This is a genomic window from Cyanobium gracile PCC 6307 (assembly GCF_000316515.1).
GTDB classification, from domain to species: Bacteria; Cyanobacteriota; Cyanobacteriia; order PCC-6307; family Cyanobiaceae; genus Cyanobium; species Cyanobium gracile.
Genome location: NC_019675.1, coordinates 3,293,801 through 3,310,332 on the forward strand (window position 1 = coordinate 3,293,801; position 16,532 = coordinate 3,310,332).

The 16,532-nt window shown below is 70.1% G+C and carries 17 protein-coding genes; 13 read left to right on the plus strand and 4 right to left on the minus strand.

From position 1 onward, the window contains the following. Positions 1-81: 81 nt before the first annotated feature. The 3 genes from CYAGR_RS15970 to CYAGR_RS15980 all read left to right on the plus strand — a co-directional run bounded on the left by CYAGR_RS15970 (position 82) and on the right by CYAGR_RS15980 (position 2,208). Positions 82-816 carry a DUF2459 domain-containing protein gene (locus CYAGR_RS15970; protein ID WP_015110890.1) on the plus strand — a complete coding sequence of 245 codons (735 nt, stop codon included), beginning with the start codon at positions 82-84 and terminating at the stop codon, positions 814-816. Between the two features lie 347 nt (positions 817-1,163). Further along, on the plus strand, positions 1,164-1,847 hold the full coding sequence (locus CYAGR_RS15975) for a DJ-1/PfpI family protein (RefSeq protein ID WP_015110891.1): 684 nt from the start codon (positions 1,164-1,166) through the stop codon (positions 1,845-1,847). 100 nt (positions 1,848-1,947) lie between these two features. Further along, positions 1,948-2,208: a hypothetical protein gene (locus CYAGR_RS15980; protein WP_015110892.1), complete on the plus strand. Its 261-nt coding sequence runs from the start codon at positions 1,948-1,950 to the stop codon at positions 2,206-2,208. A gap of 30 nt (positions 2,209-2,238) precedes the next feature. On the opposite strand, the gene CYAGR_RS15985 is transcribed toward CYAGR_RS15980, so the two are convergent. The 3 genes from CYAGR_RS15985 to CYAGR_RS18655 all read right to left on the minus strand — a co-directional run bounded on the left by CYAGR_RS15985 (position 2,239) and on the right by CYAGR_RS18655 (position 5,015). Then, positions 2,239-2,652: a VOC family protein gene (locus tag CYAGR_RS15985; protein WP_043327474.1), complete on the minus strand. Its 414-nt coding sequence runs from the start codon at positions 2,650-2,652 to the stop codon at positions 2,239-2,241. Between the two features lie 111 nt (positions 2,653-2,763). Beyond that, positions 2,764-4,740, minus strand: coding sequence for a sensor domain-containing protein (locus CYAGR_RS16670; RefSeq protein ID WP_015110894.1), 1,977 nt, complete (start codon positions 4,738-4,740; stop codon positions 2,764-2,766). 128 nt (positions 4,741-4,868) lie between these two features. Next, complete coding sequence (locus CYAGR_RS18655) at positions 4,869-5,015, minus strand: hypothetical protein (RefSeq protein WP_015110895.1); 147 nt, start codon at positions 5,013-5,015, stop codon at positions 4,869-4,871. A gap of 142 nt (positions 5,016-5,157) precedes the next feature. Here CYAGR_RS18655 and CYAGR_RS16000 point away from each other — a divergent pair, with 142 nt between their 5' ends. Then, positions 5,158-5,694, plus strand: coding sequence for an NADH-quinone oxidoreductase subunit NuoE family protein (locus CYAGR_RS16000; RefSeq protein WP_043326020.1), 537 nt, complete (start codon positions 5,158-5,160; stop codon positions 5,692-5,694). A gap of 25 nt (positions 5,695-5,719) precedes the next feature. Here the strand turns inward: CYAGR_RS16000 and CYAGR_RS16005 are convergent, their stop codons facing one another. Beyond that, on the minus strand, positions 5,720-6,337 hold the full coding sequence (locus CYAGR_RS16005; protein WP_043326023.1) for a GGDEF domain-containing protein: 618 nt from the start codon (positions 6,335-6,337) through the stop codon (positions 5,720-5,722). Between the two features lie 225 nt (positions 6,338-6,562). Here CYAGR_RS16005 and CYAGR_RS16010 point away from each other — a divergent pair, with 225 nt between their 5' ends. From CYAGR_RS16010 to hypF, 9 genes are all read left to right on the plus strand, one after another. Beyond that, on the plus strand, positions 6,563-8,188 hold the full coding sequence (locus CYAGR_RS16010) for a NuoF family protein (protein WP_015110897.1): 1,626 nt from the start codon (positions 6,563-6,565) through the stop codon (positions 8,186-8,188). Further along, on the plus strand, positions 8,188-8,907 hold the full coding sequence (gene hoxU, locus CYAGR_RS16015; RefSeq protein ID WP_015110898.1) for a bidirectional hydrogenase complex protein HoxU: 720 nt from the start codon (positions 8,188-8,190) through the stop codon (positions 8,905-8,907). Before CYAGR_RS16010 ends, hoxU begins: the two co-directional genes overlap by 1 nt. A gap of 11 nt (positions 8,908-8,918) precedes the next feature. Next, entirely contained in the window at positions 8,919-9,497 is a 579-nt protein-coding gene (locus CYAGR_RS16020) for an NADH-quinone oxidoreductase subunit B family protein (RefSeq protein ID WP_015110899.1), read from the plus strand. 10 nt (positions 9,498-9,507) lie between these two features. Beyond that, positions 9,508-10,950, plus strand: a complete 1,443-nt coding sequence (locus tag CYAGR_RS16025) for a Ni/Fe hydrogenase subunit alpha (protein WP_015110900.1) — start codon at positions 9,508-9,510, stop codon at positions 10,948-10,950. Then, complete coding sequence (locus CYAGR_RS16030) at positions 10,947-11,396, plus strand: hydrogenase maturation protease (protein ID WP_015110901.1); 450 nt, start codon at positions 10,947-10,949, stop codon at positions 11,394-11,396. Before CYAGR_RS16025 ends, CYAGR_RS16030 begins: the two co-directional genes overlap by 4 nt. After that, entirely contained in the window at positions 11,389-11,730 is a 342-nt protein-coding gene (gene hypA / locus CYAGR_RS16035) for a hydrogenase maturation nickel metallochaperone HypA (protein WP_015110902.1), read from the plus strand. Before CYAGR_RS16030 ends, hypA begins: the two co-directional genes overlap by 8 nt. A 513-nt stretch (positions 11,731-12,243) precedes the next feature. Further along, the gene (locus CYAGR_RS16040) at positions 12,244-13,101 is read left to right on the plus strand and encodes an outer membrane protein (protein ID WP_043326025.1); all 858 of its coding nucleotides are present in this window, start codon (positions 12,244-12,246) and stop codon (positions 13,099-13,101) included. 120 nt (positions 13,102-13,221) lie between these two features. Then, the gene (gene hypB / locus CYAGR_RS16045) at positions 13,222-13,962 is read left to right on the plus strand and encodes a hydrogenase nickel incorporation protein HypB (protein ID WP_015110904.1); all 741 of its coding nucleotides are present in this window, start codon (positions 13,222-13,224) and stop codon (positions 13,960-13,962) included. A 2-nt stretch (positions 13,963-13,964) separates the two neighbouring features. Next, entirely contained in the window at positions 13,965-16,529 is a 2,565-nt protein-coding gene (gene hypF / locus CYAGR_RS16050) for a carbamoyltransferase HypF (protein ID WP_015110905.1), read from the plus strand. The last annotated feature ends 3 nt before the right edge of the window (positions 16,530-16,532 follow it).

Below are 16,532 nucleotides of genomic sequence, written 5' to 3' on the forward strand. Positions count from 1 at the left end.
ACCCATTGCCCAGCAATGTTTTCCTGCGGACTTAAAATCCGCAGGCCGCAAGGCTGTGGGGGTTCAAGTCCCCCTGCCCCCATGCTGTTGCTTTCGGTCCTGCTGGAGCTGGTGGGACGGCACCTGCTGCACGTCGTTGTGGTCCACGAGCCCCGTGCTCCCCTGGTGCGGCTGCCCCAGCCACCGGTGGGGCGCTACACGGTGCTGGTGGCGGACTGGGGCCACCACACCTCGATCGTGGTGCAGCAACCACCTGGCTGGAGGCTCGGTCCTCCGGGGGCCGAAGCGGCGCCGTTCCTGGAGTTCGCCTGGGGTGACCGGCGCTACTTCCACGGGGGAGAGCGCGGTCCCCAGGACCTGGTGGCCGCCCTGTTCCTGCCCACCGACTCGGTGCTCTTCCTCGCCGGCCATCCCGATCCGCCGCGGCTGGCGGGTACGGTCGCCGTGTGGGAGCGACAGGTGGAGTCCCCCACCCTGCAGGCCCTGCTCAACACCCTGGAGCGCAGCGCCCGGCGCGACCGCGACGGCGCGCGCCTCCCCGCCCTGCCTCGGCGGCCCGGCCAGGGGGGCCGTTTTGTCCCGGCCCATGGCGCCTATCTCTGGACCCGCAACTGCAACGGGTGGACCGTGGGGCGCCTCCAGGAGGCCGGGCTCGCCACCGGAGCGACTGGGGTGGTGGTCGCCGCCCAGGTGCCAGGGCGTCTAGTCGGCTTTCGGCCCGTGGCCGACCAGGACAAAAGTTCATCTCCAACTGTGTCTGTGGCTCTCCACACGCGGCGGTCCCACGGTCTTTCTCTGCCGCACAGCCCGGCCTAGACCGAAGGCATCGTGGGATCCCGAAGTTGATTCATGTCGCTCCCCTGCTGGCCGCCACCTGTCTGGCGGGTTTTGCCCTGTTGCAGTTGCTGTTCAGCATCGGCACCTGGTGATCCCCTGGGCCACCTATCCAGGCCGGCCATGCCGCCATCCATGCCATGGGCTGTCCGCTCATCTTGACCACCGTGACCGACCAACACCCGTACCGACCGCGTCCAGAGCCTCGACGACAAGCTGGTCAGCGTGCAGGCATTGAAGGGGTAAGCCCCGCACGGCTGTTGATGCGCTGTTGATGGGCTGGTGGTGGGACAATGGGTCTGGTTCGAGAGCCTGGGGGCGCGTCGCTGATGTCGCCAGACCCGTCCACCGGCACCTCCGCCGGCACCCTGGCCGCCACCGGAATTGGGACCTTCGGGATTCTGCTGTTCCCTGGGGTCGAGGAGCTCGACGCCATCGGACCCTGGGAGATGGCCGCCCTGTGGGCGCGCCAGCCGAGCGGCCCTGAACAGTGTCTGATGATCGGCCAGGGGGAGGTCCCGATCACCTGTGCCAAGGGGATGGTGCTGCTGCCCCACGCCAGCTTCGCCACCGCTCCGCCGCTGGATGTGCTGCTGGTGCCGGGCGGCCAGGGGACCCGCACCGAGGTGTCCAATCCCGAGCTGATCGCCTTCATCCGGCGCCAGTCGGCCAGCTGCCGGGCCGTGCTCTCGGACTGCACCGGCGCTTTCCTGCTGCACGCCGCCGGCCTGCTCGGTGGCCGGAGGGCCACCACCCATTGGGCTTCCCTCGAGCGCCTGCGGGCCCTCGGCGACGTGGATGTGGTGGAGGAGCGCTTCCCCCGAGACGGGGCCATCTGGAGCGCGGCCGGCATCTCCTCGGGCATCGATCTGATGCTGTCGTTCATTGCTGAAACCGGTGGGGAAGATGCGGCCGCCCAAGTACAGCTGGAATCGGAATACTTCCCGGCTCTGAAGGTTTACGGGACGGCAGCCAGCAGCGGCAACGGATCGGCCTACTTCAGGACATCTTGATGCCGTTGGGATGGGTTTGATGCCGATGGGATGGGTGCTTGCACTCATCCTGCTGGCGATTGTGACGGATTAAGCTTAAGGAAAACGAGGAGGAGATCCCATGGCCACCTGTCAAATGCCCCGTACCGAAGCTTCCCCTGAGGCTCCATCGGGTGCCCATCCCAACGCCACCGAAGCCCTCCACCGGGTGAAGGAGCTGGCCCTTCGCGATCCGGACTTCGCCGCCGCCTTCAGAACATCCGATTCGCCTCAGACGGCGGCCGATCTGGCGCATCGGCACGGCATCGAGGTGAGTGCGGCGGCCCTCTGGCGCCACCGCGGCACCCTGGCCCACGGCGGGCTGCCCACCTGGCGCGGTTGAATCCAACCGGAGCCCGGCAGGGCTCCGGGATCAGTGTTCCGCCGGACCTTTGATCTCGATGCTGTTCCCCTCCGGATCCTGCAGGTAGAGGGCCGGCCCGACACCTTCGGCCCCGAAAGTGTGATGCAGTGGGCCGGCCTCGATGCCCTGACGGCGCAGATGGGCCCGCAGGGGGACTTCGTCAAAGGGTTCGACCCTCAGACAGATGTGGTCGAGGTTGTGCCCCTCCTTTCCCGGCGCCGCCCCTCCCCGGCGACCCAGTTCCCCATGGACCGCCGCCAGATCGATCAGGCCGCTGCCGGCCCTCAGGTGGATCAGGCCGAGTGGTTCATTGCGTCGGACCACGGTGCAGCCCAGCACATCGGTGTAGAAGCGCTCCATCCGCTCCAGATCCCTGCAGCGCAGCACCACATGGTCGATGCCGGCGATCTTGATGCTGCCCATGGTGTTCATGGTCCTCTCCGCGCAGAAATCGGTCTACGTCATGCCTGCAGGAGGAGCAACCCGATCGGGGGTGGCGCTGGGTCGTCGCTGGCCGGGCCAGGGGGACAACGCTCAGAGGGCGGGCTGCCAGGTGACGTTACGGCCTTCGACGCTGTCCGTGTGCTCGCTGAAGGGCAGCACCTGGTTGCGGCCGGTCTGCTTGGCCCTGTACATGGCGTGGTCGGCCCTGGAGATGATCGCGTCGGGGTTTTCGCCGGGCCGCACCATGGTCACCCCGATGCTGAGGGTGATCGAGAGGCTGCCGGCACTGGTGACGATCGGCTCGGCCACGGCCCGGCGGAGCTTTTCGGCGATGGTCACCGCATCGCTCAGCCCCCGCACCCCCTGCAGCACCACCACCATCTCGTCCCCGCCGATGCGGGCGGCCATGTCGCCGCTGCGCAGGCCTGTGCGGATCCGGGAGGCCACCGTCCGGAGCAGTTCGTCGCCGGGCCCATGGCCGAAGGTGTCGTTGATTTCCTTGAAGTTGTCGAGATCGCAGAACAGCACGGCGGTGGCGTCCCCTTTGCGCAGCACCCGGCTGGCGATGGTGGTGATGCGCTCCAGGGCCTCATGGCGGTTCACCAGGCCGGTCAGTTCATCGGTGGAGGCCCGGCGGGCCAGTTCCCGCTCGGCAGCCACCTCCTGGTCCACCGTGCGGAAGGAGCCGACGATGCCGTCAAGCTGGCCCTGGGAATCCCGATGGGGACTGGCATGCAGCTCCACCCAGTGATGGCTGCGGTCCTGGGACAGGGCCTGCAGCCGGCGCACCACCGTGCTGCCGGCGGCCAGGGTCCTGAGGTCCCGCTCCAGCAACGGATGCTCGTCGGCGGGGATGAAGCGGCTGAGCGGATGGCCGATCCAGTCCTCCGGCAGCCAGCCCAGCATGGAGGTGAGCGAAGGGGAGATCCAGCTGACCTGCCCCTCCTTGATCAGCAGCACCACGTCGCTGGAGTTCTCCGCCAGCAGTCGGTAGCGCTTCTCCGAGGTGGCCAGGGCGGCTTCCGCCTGAACCATTTCGGTCACGTCGTTGAACTGGGCGATCACGAAGGCCAGGCTGCTGTCGGGTCGGCGGCAGCAGGACACGCTGCAGTCCACCCACAGGGCGGGGCGCTCTCCCTGAAGGATGCGCTTGCGCAGCCGGTAGCAGCGGCGCCGGCCCTCCAGCAGTTCCGCCATCAGCGGGGCTTCACTGTCCCGGTCCTGCGGCGGTGACAATGACGGCCAGGTGAGTCCCTCCAGGTCGGTCGGGTTGCGATCGAGCAGCCCCCCGCCGGCGGGGTTGATGGAAAGCACATGGCCCTCGGCGTCGAGCAGGGCGATGCCGGTGGAGGTGTTCTCCATCGTGAGCCGCAGCCGTTCCTCCGAGGCAGCCAGGGCCGTCTTGATGCGCTCCTCAGCCAGACGGGCGTCCACTTCGCCCTGGATGTCACGCCAGCTGCCCACCATGCCGGTCACCTCGCCATCGGGCCCATGCACCGGCCGCAGGGCCATGGAGATCCAGCGGCCGTCGCCGTCGGCGGCACGGAAGCGCAGATCGCAGCCGCTGTTCTGCCCCTGGAGAACCTGGCCGATGGCCCGATCCAGGCGGGCGTGGTCCGGCTCCAGCACCAGCTCGGCGATGCTCCGCTCCCTGAGGTCGCGGGCGTCGTGGCCCAGCAGCTGCAGCACGGAGGGGGACACCCAGGAGATCCGTCCCTGCCGATCACTGCTGAGAACCACGTCGGGGGCGTTCTCGGCCAGCAGTTGGTAGTGATCCTTCAGCTCCCGGTTGCTGCGTTCCTTCGCCTGCAGTTCCCGGGCCAGGTGCATCGACACCCAGGCCATCCCGATCAGGCCGGCGAGCTGCAGCAGCAGCTTCATGGTGGAGGCCTGGGGAGAGAGGAGGGACCAGACGATGGTCAGGATGATCGCCAGGCTCGTGAACCAGCCCACCTGGCGGGGTGTGGCGAACAGGGCCGCGAGAACGACGGGGATCCAGTAGTACGGATACAGCGAGATTCCCAGGCGTCTCGACAGGAGCAGATCCACTACAAAGAGGCCGATCAAGGCAGCAGCCAGGACGACCAACCGTGATCGATAGCGACGTTGGAGAGAAACCAAATTGTGCTGACTGACGAATGAACCTGACAATCAAGGAGCCGCCAATCCCACCGGTCTGTCGGTGGTTGCAGGTCTCAGCGGCTGAGGCCTTCCGCTTGGGTCTCGGCGCTGTTCTGGTGCCCCTTGAGGTGCTTCTCACAGGCCAGCGTCGCCGATGCGAACAGCAGCGCCATGCTCAACATCACCGCCTGAAGCTGGACCTGTCGCAGGAGGGGTGTCATGGCCCGGGGGTCCACATCAAGAATGATTATAGGTATGCCTTCCGTGTCCGCCCGCCGGACGCCCGGCCGCGGCCGGGCTGCGACCGCGGAGCTGACCATCGCTGAAGCGGTGGCTAGCAAGAAGCCGTGGGAGACCCAAGGCATGACCCGCTCCGCCGCCAACGCCACCGCAGACACCTCGCCCACCGCCGTCGAAACTGGCGATGCGCGCATCGCCCAGGCGGTCCGTCGCCACGGGGCCCGTGCCGATGCCCTGATCGAGGTGCTGCACCAGGTGCAGGAGATCCACGGCTACCTCTCGCCGGAGTCCCTGCGGGAGGTGGCCGTCGCCATGCGGCTGCCCCTGAGCCGCGTCCATGGCGTGGCGAGCTTCTACCACCTCTTCCGGCTGGAGCCCCCCACGGCCCACCGGTGCGCCATCTGCCTGGGCACCGCCTGCTACGTCAAAGGAGGGGGACAGGTGGCGGCCCGCATCGAGCAGCGGCTCGGGGTGCGCCTCGATGACCCGGTGGGGGACGGCGTCTGGGCCCTGCAGCACGTCAGCTGCCTGGGGGCCTGCGGCCAGGCGCCGGTGCTGGTGGTGGACGGGGAGCTGGTGACCCGGCTGCCGGTGGATGAGCCCGAGCAGCTGGAGGCCCGGCTGGATGCCGCCGGCCTGCCTCAGCGCATCACCACCTGATTGGCCCCCGGATCCCTGGAGTGGTTCAGGGCCAGCTCCACCCGCGACAGCATGGCTTGACCACGGGCGTCGGTGGCCGCCAGCAGGCTGCCCCACCTTCGAGCGGCTGATCCCAGAGCAGCGCCAGGACTTCACTGCCTCCGATGCGGAACAGTTCGTCGTTGGCGTGCAGCAGCGGCCTGACGCTGGCATTCAGCCGATGCAGGACCTCATCACCCGTCTGTCGGCCGAGCACAGTGTTGATCGGCCGCAGGCCCTGCACCGCGAACGCCAGGCAGGAGAGGGGCACGGCGCAGTCGGAGGCCCGTTGGCTAGTCAGCTTCAGGCCGCGTTCCGGCTCGGAGCGGTTTCTGGCCCCGGTGAGGAGATCGGTGCTCGAGAGCCGCCGCAGTTGCTCGTTGCTCTGCCTGAATCGCTCGCCCATGGCGGATAGATCCTCGCTCAGCCGTGCTTCCCTGAGCAGGTGCTCGTGGAGATGGTCCGGCGGCAAGGGACGGTGGTGGCCGTGGTGAGCTACCCGCCCCTGCACTCGCTGGTCACCAGCCGGCAGCTTCCCAACGTGGTCCTGGATGTGCTCGTGGTCGAACCGGAGCACCTGCGCCTGCACCCTGATGCCGTTCTGGCCCAGGTCAAGGGCTGGCAAGCGGCCCGATCCGCAGGAGCAGTAAGGGCTGCTCGACCCGCAACAGAACAACCCGCCCCCGCTGCTGGAGCAGATCCGCCAGCTGCTCGACGCCAATGGCGTCATCCCGACCAGCACCCCCTGCCGGCCACGGTGGACATCCTCGTCCGGAGCCTCGCCAGGGGCCGGTGAGCGGCGCCCCGGCCATTTCCTGGCTAACACAAGCACAGGCGCTTCCGGTACCCCATGCCCTCCCCTGTGCAGGTGCGCTGCTGCGATGCCAGCGGCTGCCGCTCCGCCGGCAGCCAGGGCCTGCGCGCCGCCCTGGAGGGTGCCCGTGAGGCGGCCGGTCTGGATGCCTCCGCGCTGACGATCAAGCCGGTGGGATGCCTGCGCCAGTGCGGCAGCGGTCCCCTGGTGGCCTGCGACCGGCCTGGCCGCACCCGGCTGTTCGGCGGGCTGTCGCCCGAGCTGGCCGGGGCCCTCATCACCGACGCCCTCGCCGCCGATGGTGAGGGGGACACCGCTCCCGCGTCCGCGTCGGACCCCCTGGCGCCCCATCGGATCGATCTGGACGGTCCCTTTTTCGCCCTGCAGCGGCCCGTGGTGCTCGAGGGCTGCGGGCAGGTGAATCCCGAATCCATCGACGACGCCCTGGCGTTCGGTACCTACGCCCAGCTGCAGCGTGTGCTGCAGGAGCTCACCCCGGAGCAGGTCCGGGACGAGGTGCGCCGAAGCGGCCTGCGCGGTCGCGGCGGCGCCGGCTATCCGACCGGCCTGAAATGGGACACGGTGGCCCTCCAGCCCCCCGGCCCCCGCTACGTGGTCTGCAACGCCGACGAGGGGGACCCCGGCGCCTTCATGGACCGCAGCGTGCTGGAGAGCGATCCCCACCGGCTGATCGAGGGGATGGCGATTGCCGCCTACGCGGTCGGTGCCGAGCGGGGCTTCGTCTACGTGCGGGCGGAGTATCCCCTGGCGATTGAGCGCCTGCGGCTGGCCCTCCAGCAGGCCCGCATCCGCCACCTGCTGGGCAACCACATTCACGGCACCCCCTTCAACCTGCGCCTGGAGGTGCGGGTGGGGGCCGGCGCCTACGTCTGCGGTGAAGAGACGGCCCTTTTGCTCTCCATCCAGGGCCAGCGGGGCATGCCCCAGCCCCGGCCCCCCTTCCCGGCCCAGTCGGGACTCTGGGGGGCGCCCACCCTGATCAACAACGTCGAGACCTTCACCGCCGTGCCGGCGATCCTGCGGCAGGGGGGCGACTGGTATGCGGCGATGGGCACCGAGCACAGCAAGGGCACCAAGGTGTTCGCCCTCTCCGGGGCGGTGGTCAACACCGGCCTGGTGGAGGTGCCGATGGGTACCCCCCTGCGCACCGTGGTGGAGGTGATCGGCGGCGGTGTGCCCGACGGTTCGCCGATCAAGGCGGTGCAGACGGGGGGGCCCTCGGGCGGCTGCATCCCGGCGGAGCGGCTCGACACCCCCGTCGACTACGAGAGCCTGCTGGAGCTGGGTTCGATGATGGGCTCCGGCGGCATGGTGGTGATGGGGGAGAGCACCTCCATGCCCGAGGTGGCGCGCCATTTCATGGGCTTCAGCGTCAACGAGAGCTGCGGCAAGTGCGTGCCCTGCCGCGCCGGCACCGTGCAGCTGGCCCAGCTGCTCGACCGCTTCGTGGAACGCCGGGCCACCCCCGCCGACCTGGAGCGCCTCGATGCCCTCTGCCAGATGGTGAAGGTCACCAGCCTCTGCGGCCTGGGCCAGTCGGCCCCCAATCCGGTGCTCAGCACCCTGCGCTGGTTCCGGCACGAATACGAGGCCGCCTGCCGGGAGCCCGTGGACTGCGTCGGCACGGGGAGCGTGCGCTGATGGCCGTCGTCACCCTGATCGTCAACGGCCAGGACGTGGCGGTGCCGGCGGGGGCCAGCCTGCTGGAGGCCACCCGGGCCGCGGCGGCCGACGTCCCCACCCTCTGCCACCTCGACGGCCTCAGCCCGGTCTCCGCCTGCCGTCTCTGCCTGGTGGAGGTGGAGGGGGTTAGCAAGCTGCTGCCCGCCTGCAGCACCGCCGCCGCCGAGGGCATGGTGGTGCACACCCACACGCCCCGGCTCAGGGAGTACCGGCGCATGGCGGTGGAGTTGTTCTTCGCCGAGGGCAACCACGTCTGCGCCGTCTGCGTGGCCAACACCCACTGCGAGCTGCAGGACATGGCCGTGACCGTGGGCATGGACCATTCCCGCTTCCCCTACCAGTACCCCCAGCGGTCGGTGGATGCCTCCCACCCCCAGTTCACCCTCGACCACAACCGCTGCATCCTCTGCACCCGCTGCGTGCGGGTGTGCGACGAAATCGAGGGGGCCCATGTGTGGGACATCGGCAGCCGCGGCGGCCAGTGCCACATCGTCGCCGGCCTGGATGAGCCCTGGGGCCAGGTGCAGGCCTGCACCTCCTGCGGCAAGTGCGTCGATGTGTGCCCCACCGGTGCCCTGTTCCGCAACAGCGACACCACCGCCGAGAAGGAGCCCAACACCACCCTGCCCGCCCTGTTGCGCACCGCCCGAGACCAGCACCGCTGGCACAACCAGTGACCCCCCACCCCATGACCCCCTTCCAGCCCGCCGCCAAGCTCCGCCTCGCCACCGTCTGGCTGGCGGGCTGCTCCGGCTGCCACATGTCGTTCCTCGACCTTGACGAGTTCCTCTTCGACCTGGCCGAGAAGGTGGATGTGGTGTTTTCCCCGGTCGGCACCGACGTCAAGATCTACCCCGAGAACGTCGACATCGCCCTGGTGGAGGGGGCGGTGGCGAACGTCGACAACCTGGAGCTGGCCCTGCAGGTGCGCGAGCGCACGGCCCTGGTGATCTCCTTCGGCGACTGCGCCGTGACGGCCAACGTGCCCGGCCTGCGCAACCTCCTCGATGCCGGTCACGACAGCGCCAAAGCGGTGCTGGAGCGCGGCTACCTGGAGCTGGCCGACGCCACGGGCCAGCTGCCCTTCGCCCCCGGCATCGTCCCCGAACTGCTGCCCCGGGTGCTGCCCCTGCATGAGGTTATTCCGGTGGATCTCTACCTGCCGGGCTGCCCCCCCTCCGCCGAGCGCATCCGTGAGGCGATCACCCCCTTGCTGGCCGGCGAGCGGCCCGCGATGGAAGGCACGGCCATGCTTCGCTTCGGATGAGGACCTCCCCATGACCCGCACCGTTCTCATCGACCCGGTCACCCGCATCGAGGGCCACGCCAAGATCACCCTGCACCTCGATGAGGCCGGCCACCTCACCGACACCCGCTTCCACGTGGTGGAGTACCGGGGCTTCGAAAAATTCTGCGAGGGCCGGCCCTTCACCGAGATGGCCGGCATCACGGCCCGCATCTGCGGCATCTGCCCGGTGAGCCACCTGCTGGCGGCCGCCAAGACCGGCGACAAGCTGCTGGCCCTTTCGATCCCCCCGGCAGCCGACAAACTGCGGCGGCTGCTCAACCTGGCCCAGCTCACCCAGTCCCACGCGCTCTCGTTTTTTCACCTCAGCAGTCCTGATTTCCTGCTGGGCTGGGAGAGCGATCCGGCCAAACGCAACGTCTTCGGCCTGATGGCCGCCGACCCCGACCTGGCCCGGGCCGGCATCCGCCTGCGCCAGTTCGGCCAGCAGATCCTGGAGCTGCTGGGCGGGCGCAAGATCCACTCCGCCTGGGCGGTGCCCGGGGGGGTGCGCACCCCCCTGAGCCAGGAGGCCAAGGACTGGATCCTGGGGCGCCTGCCGGAGGCCCGCGCCACCGTGACGCTGGCGCTGGAGCTCTACAAGACGCTGCTCGATGGTCCGCTGCAGAAGGAGCAGCGCGTCTTCGGCGACTTCCCCAGCCTGTTCATGGGCCTGGTGACCCCCAACGGGCTCTGGGAGCACATCGAGGGGCGCATCCGCTTCCGGGACGCCACCGGCGCGATCGTCGCCGACCAGCTCAGCGAGGACGACTACGCCGAGTTCCTCGGCGAGGCGGTGGAACCCTGGAGCTACCTCAAGTTCCCCTATTACAAACCCCTGGGCTACCCGGAGGGGATCTACCGGGTGGGCCCCCTGGCCCGGCTCAACGTCTGCGACAGCATCGGCACCCCCTGGGCCGACCGGGAGCTGGCGGAGCTGCGCCAGCGCAGCGGCCAGCCCGCCACCTCGAGCTTCGCTTATCACCACGCGCGGCTGGTGGAGATCGTGGCCTGCCTGGAGGCGATCGAGGCCCTGGTGCAGGATCCCGAGCTGATGCACGGCCGCATCCGTCTGCGGGCTTCCCTGAACCGCAACGAGGCGGTGGGGGTGAGCGAAGCGCCCCGGGGCACCCTTTTCCACCATTACAAGGTGAATGACGACGGCCTGCTCACCAGCGTCAACCTGATCATCGCCACCGGCCAGAACAACCTGGCGATGAACCGCACCGTGCACCAGATCGCCCGGGAATACATCCCCGATCCGGTGCCCGCCGGCACCGAGATCCCCGAGGCGATGCTCAACCGGGTGGAGGCCGGCATCCGCTGCTTCGATCCCTGCCTCTCCTGCTCCACCCACGCCGCCGGCCAGATGCCCCTGCGCCTGCAGCTGCTGGCCGCCGACGGCACGGTGCTGGCCGAGCGCCTGCGGGGATGACCGGCGCCGACATCAGCACCGGGGGAGCGTTGCTGATCGGCATCGGCAATCCCCTGCGGGGCGATGACGGGGTGGGCTGGCACCTGGTGGAGGGCCTGGGCCTGCAGCGCCACCAGCTCACCCCCGAACTGGCCGAGGCGGTGGCGGCCGCCGACCGGCTGCTGATCGTCGACGCCTGGCTGGCAACGCCCCGCAGCCGCTGCCTGCTGCGGCCCCTGGTGGCCTCAGGCGGCTGGGAGCGGGACACGCACCGCGTGGAGCCAGCCCGGCTGCTGGCCCTGGCCGAGCAGCTGTTCGACCGCTGCGTGCCGGCCCACGAGCTGCTGGTGCCGGCCTTCGACTTCTCCTGGGGCGATCGCTTCTCGCCGCAGCTGCGGCGCCAGCTGCCCGAGGCGCGCCGGCTGCTACGGGGCTGGTTGCGGGAGGCGGTGGCGCCCCATGCATGAGCTGAGCCTCATGGATGCCGTGAGGGAGCAGGCCCTGGAGCAGGCTGCCCTGCACGGGGCCGGCCGCATCACCGCCATCACCCTGCGGGTGGGCAGCCTGGCGGGGGTGGAGATCGAGGCCCTGCGGCTGGCCCACACGGTGGTGATGGCGGGCACCATCGCCGCCGGCTCCCGGCTGGAGATCGAGGCGGTGAGCTCCGAATGCCTCTGTGCCGCCTGCGAGCAGCCCTTCGCGGCGCGCGATGGCTGCTGCGAGTGCCCCCGCTGCGGCCGCATCAGCCGGGAGCTGCTGCGGGGGCGGGAACTGCAGCTGACCTCCCTGGACCTCGACTGATCCGCCAGGCTTGACAGGGAGCTGGGGCCGTCGCTGGGGCCGAACGTCCCGAGGCTGGCGGTGATCCCTATCAGGGCCGGAAAAAATTCTGTCAATTTTTTATCTAGAAGGCCGATCGGCGCTGGATTCAGGTGCGAAACGTAAACTTGTGCAAGTTTTCTTTTTATCGCCACTCTGTGCCAGGACTGATGCTGTCCATGGCCCGCAAATTCGTCCATGGCGTGGGTTTATTTGTAAATGAGTGAGAGGAGCGCAACCCCCATGACTTATTTCTCGAAGAATTCCACCAGGACATTCCGTCGGTCATTTCTCCGCGGGATGGGAATCGCCGCAACAGGTGGTCTCCTGCTTGGCGGTCCCGCGATGGCGGAAGTCAGGCCTGTTGGCGAACGCACCGAGCCCGTGACGAATCCCGTGACTTCGGAATCGTCCGCAGGTCTTCCCGGGCTTGCTGAAGCCGGCCCCAGTGATCGTCCCGCCACGGCGGTTCCGGCCCTGGAATCCGCTCCTTCGGTGGCAGCCCCCAGCGCAAGCCTGGATTCCCAGGTTGCTCCGGACGCCATCCTCATCGCCCAGACCTATCCCCAGCCGGTGGTGAAGGAGGTCTATTCCGCCAAGGGCTGGTACCTCACCATCGGTGCCGGCGCCCAGACCCCAAGCGACCAGACGGTCAACAGCAACGGCACGCTCGTTTCCCCGTTCTTCACGCCGCTGCTGTTCAACTTCGGAAACAACAACTCCACGAAGCTCGATCTGGGCGGAGGCTTCTCCGGTGATGTGGGCGTCGGTTACGACTTCGGCGCCCTGCGCGCCGAGCTCACCTACGGCTACAGCCGGGCCAGCCTCAACGCCGTTGGTGCCGCCAATCCGATCGGCTTCGGTGCCTTCGGCATCGTGCCCTTCACCAACAACGTCTCCGGCATCATCAACAAGAATGATGTGCTGGCCAGCCTCTACTACGACATCGAGACCAACAGCCGCTGGACGCCCTACATCGGCGGTGGCATCGGGTACACCAACCTGAGCACCCCGAGCTTCAGCCTCAACGGCTTCCCCACCAACAGCGTCAACAAGGGGCTGTTCGGCTGGCAGGCCAAGGTGGGTGTCAGCTATGCCATGAGCTACAACTCCGATGTCTACCTTGAAGGTGTCTACCAAGGCGCTGGCGGGTATTCCTCCGAGAACCTGACCTTCGACGCCTTCAACAGCTTCGGCGGCAAGATCGGCTTCCGCTACCGCTTCGGCGCCCGCCCGGTGGCGGCCGCGCCCGCTCCTACCCCGGAGCCGGAACCCGTCATGCAGCCCGCACCGGCCCCTGCCCCGATCTACCAGCCCGAACCGGCCCCCGCGCCGATCCGCGGCCTCTGGTGAACACCTGATGGCCCCGGTGGCCATCAGGGTCCCGTCCGAGCTCCGTGCCTAGCCTTCGGGCGAGGCCGGGCCCCGGCGGGGCTTTTCCGTGCCGCTCTCCTGTCTGGGGTCGAACCTGCAATGTGTGTCGACTGCAATTGCGGCCAACCGGTCGCCCCCGCCATCGAGGCCCCCCGGCACCTGGAGCTGGGCCAGCGTCTGCTGGTCCACAACGACGCCCAGGCGGCGGCCAACCGGGAGCACTTCGCCGCCGCCGGTGTCCGGGTGATCAACCTGCTCTCCTCGCCGGGTTCCGGCAAGACCTCCCTGCTGGAGCGCCTGGCTCGGCACCTGGCTCCCGCCTCCCCATCGCAGCGCCATCCGATGGCGGTGATCGTGGGCGATCTGGCCACCGACAACGACGCCCGCCGGCTGCGGGCCGTCGGGGTGCCCGCCCTGCAGATCACCACGGGCCAGGCCTGCCATCTGGAGGCGGCGATGGTGCACCGGGCCCTCCATGAACTGGACCACCTCGGCCAGCCCCTCGATGGCCTGGAGCTGCTGGTGATCGAGAACGTCGGCAACCTGGTCTGCCCGGCCGCCTTCGATCTTGGTGAGAGTCAGCGGGTCGTCCTGCTCTCGGTCACCGAAGGGGAGGACAAGCCCCTGAAGTACCCGGCGATCTTCCATTCGTCCGACGTGGTGGTGATCAGCAAGGGCGACCTGGCCGGGGCCTGTGGCTTCGATGGGCCCCAGGCCCGCCGCCACATCGCCCGGGTGGCCCCCCGGGCCCGCATCGTGGAGGTCTCCGCCCGCACTGGGGAGGGCATCGCCGAGCTGCTGGCGGCCCTGGGCCTGGAGCGGGTGGCCGTGGCCGGCTGACCATGCCACCGCTGGCGGGGCGGGCCCAGCTGCACCTGGAGTGCCGTGGCGTGGTGCAGGGTGTGGGCTTCCGGCCCCTGGTGCACCACCTCGCCAGCGATCTTGATCTGCGGGGCGAGGTGGAAAACGGCCCGGGGGCGGTTTGCCTGCGGCTGGAGGGGGACCGCCGCTCCCTGGAGATGTTCCTGAGGCGCTTGCCGCAGCAGCTGCCCCCCGGGGCCCGCCTTGAGCCCCTCGCTCCCGTCTGGTCGGCGGCCGCCGGCCCGGCGGCGGGCCCGCTCAGGGCGGGGGTGCGGATCCTGGCTGGCCAGGCCAGGCCGCTCAGCATCGATCTGATCGCGTCGTCGCTGGTGGCCGACCGGGCCCCCTGCCGCGCCTGCCTGGCGGAACTGGCCGATCCCGCCGATCGCCGCTTCGGCTACCCCTTCATCAGCTGCTGCGACTGCGGTCCCCGCTTCAGCATCGCCACGGCCGAGCCCTGGGCCCGGGCCCAGACGACCCTGGCGCCGTTCGCCCTGTGCCCGGCCTGCCACCGGGAGTTCGAGGAACCGACCGACCGCCGCTTCCACGCCGAGACCATCGCCTGCCCGGCGTGCGGGCCGCGGCTGGCGTTCCTGGATGCCTCCGGGGTGCCGCTGGCCGGCTACACAACCGGCGACGGCGCCAGTCCCCGGGCCCTGATCCGGGTCTGCTGCGATCTCCTGGCGGCCGGGAAGGTGCTGGCCCTGCAGGGGGTGGGCGGGTTCCAGCTGCTGGTGGATGCCGCCAATCCCACGGCGGTGGCCCTGCTGCGACGGCGCAAGCGACGGCCCGCCAAGCCTTTCGCCCTGCTGGTGGCCGAGGCCGGGGCCCTTGCTCCCTTCTGCGCCATCGACGCCGCCGAGCGGCGGGCCCTGGCGGATCCGGCTGCCCCGATCGTGCTGCTGCGGCGCCGCCCTGGGGCGGCCACCGCCCTGCCGGGCGTGGCCCCGGGTAGCCCGTGCCTGGGGGCGATGCTGCCGGCGTCGCCGCTGCACCACCTGCTGGCGCGTGAGTTCGGCCGGCCCCTGGTGGCCACCAGCGGCAACCCCAGCGGGGAACCGCTCTGCATCGATCCCGCCGAAGCGGTGCGGCGGCTGGGGGCCGGTGCTGGAGCCGGCGAGCCGATCGCCGATGCCTTCCTTGTGCACGACCGTGCCATCGCCCGGCCGCTGGACGATTCGGTGCTGCAGGTGATCGACGGCCGCCCCGCCCTGCTGCGCCGGGCCCGCGGCTACGCCCCCGAGCCCCTGGCCCTCGGGCCGACGGCCGACGCGGCGGCTGCAGGGGTGCCCGGCGGCCTGGTGGCCTTGGGCGGTGATCTCAAAAGCGCGCCCGCCCTGGCTCTGGGGGGACGGGTGTGGCTCGCCCCCCACCTGGGGGACCTGGCCGAGGGGCGCCTGCTCTCCCGCCTGGTCGCCGGACTGGAGGCGATTGATCGGCGCTGGGGCGATGGGGTGGGGGCGATCGCCTGCGATGCCCATCCCGGCTATCTCAGCCACCAGCTCGCCGCCGCCCAGCGGTGGCCGCGGCATCCTGTGCAGCACCACCGGGCCCATGGCCTGGCGGTGCTGGCGGAGCACGGGCTGGCACCGCCGCTGCTGGCCTTCACCTGGGATGGTCTGGGGTACGCCCCGGCGCCCGAATCGGTGGCTGGGGAGTCGGCTGCTGGCGGCGGTGCCCGGCTCTGGGGCGGGGAGCTGCTGTTGCTGGGTGGATCCGGGGGCTTCCCCTGCGAGCGGCGGGTGGCCCTGCGGCCCTTCCCCCTGCCTGGGGGTGAGCGGGCGATGGAGGAACCCCGTCGGGCGGCCCTGGGGCTCCTGGCTGCCGCCGGGGCCGGGGCCATGGGGCATCCCGGGGCCCGCCATACCCTGGCCGCCTTCGCGGCCGACGAACGCCGCCTGCTGCTGCAGGCCATTGCCGGTGGCTGCAACAGTCCCCTGACCACCAGCATGGGCCGGCTGTTTGATGGGGTCGCCTCCCTGCTGAACCTGGTGCAGGTGCAGAGCCACGAGGGTGAGGGGGGCCTGCGGCTGCAGGGGGCGGCCTCCGCCGCTGCCGCTGCGGAAGTCCTCGCCCCTGGCGTCCCCGGGGACTGGTCCCTCCCCCTGGTGCCACCCGGGGCCGTCGCGGCTGCCGGCGCCGATGGGCCGACCCTGGGCTGGCTCGACTGGGAACCGCTGCTGCTGGCGCTGCTGGCGGCGATCGCGGCCGGCACGTCGGCGAGCGTCTGTGCCGCCCGCTTCCACCACGCCCTGGTGGCGGCCCTGGCCGGGACGGCCGCCATCGCCGCGGCGGACCTGGCGGCCACCGCACCGACCCCCGCCGAGGGCGTGCCCGTGGCCCTGGCCGGGGGATGCTTCCAGAACCGGCTGCTGCTGGAGGGGGCGATCGGCGCCCTGCGGGCCCGGGGGTTGCGACCGTTCTGGCCAGAGCTCGTGCCATGCAATGACGGTGGGCTGGCCCTCGGCCAGCTCTGGGCGGCGGCGGGGCCGTGGGCAGATCCGGCCGGCGGGCCTACAACCATGGGGAGAGACCACGCGCCGTGATCC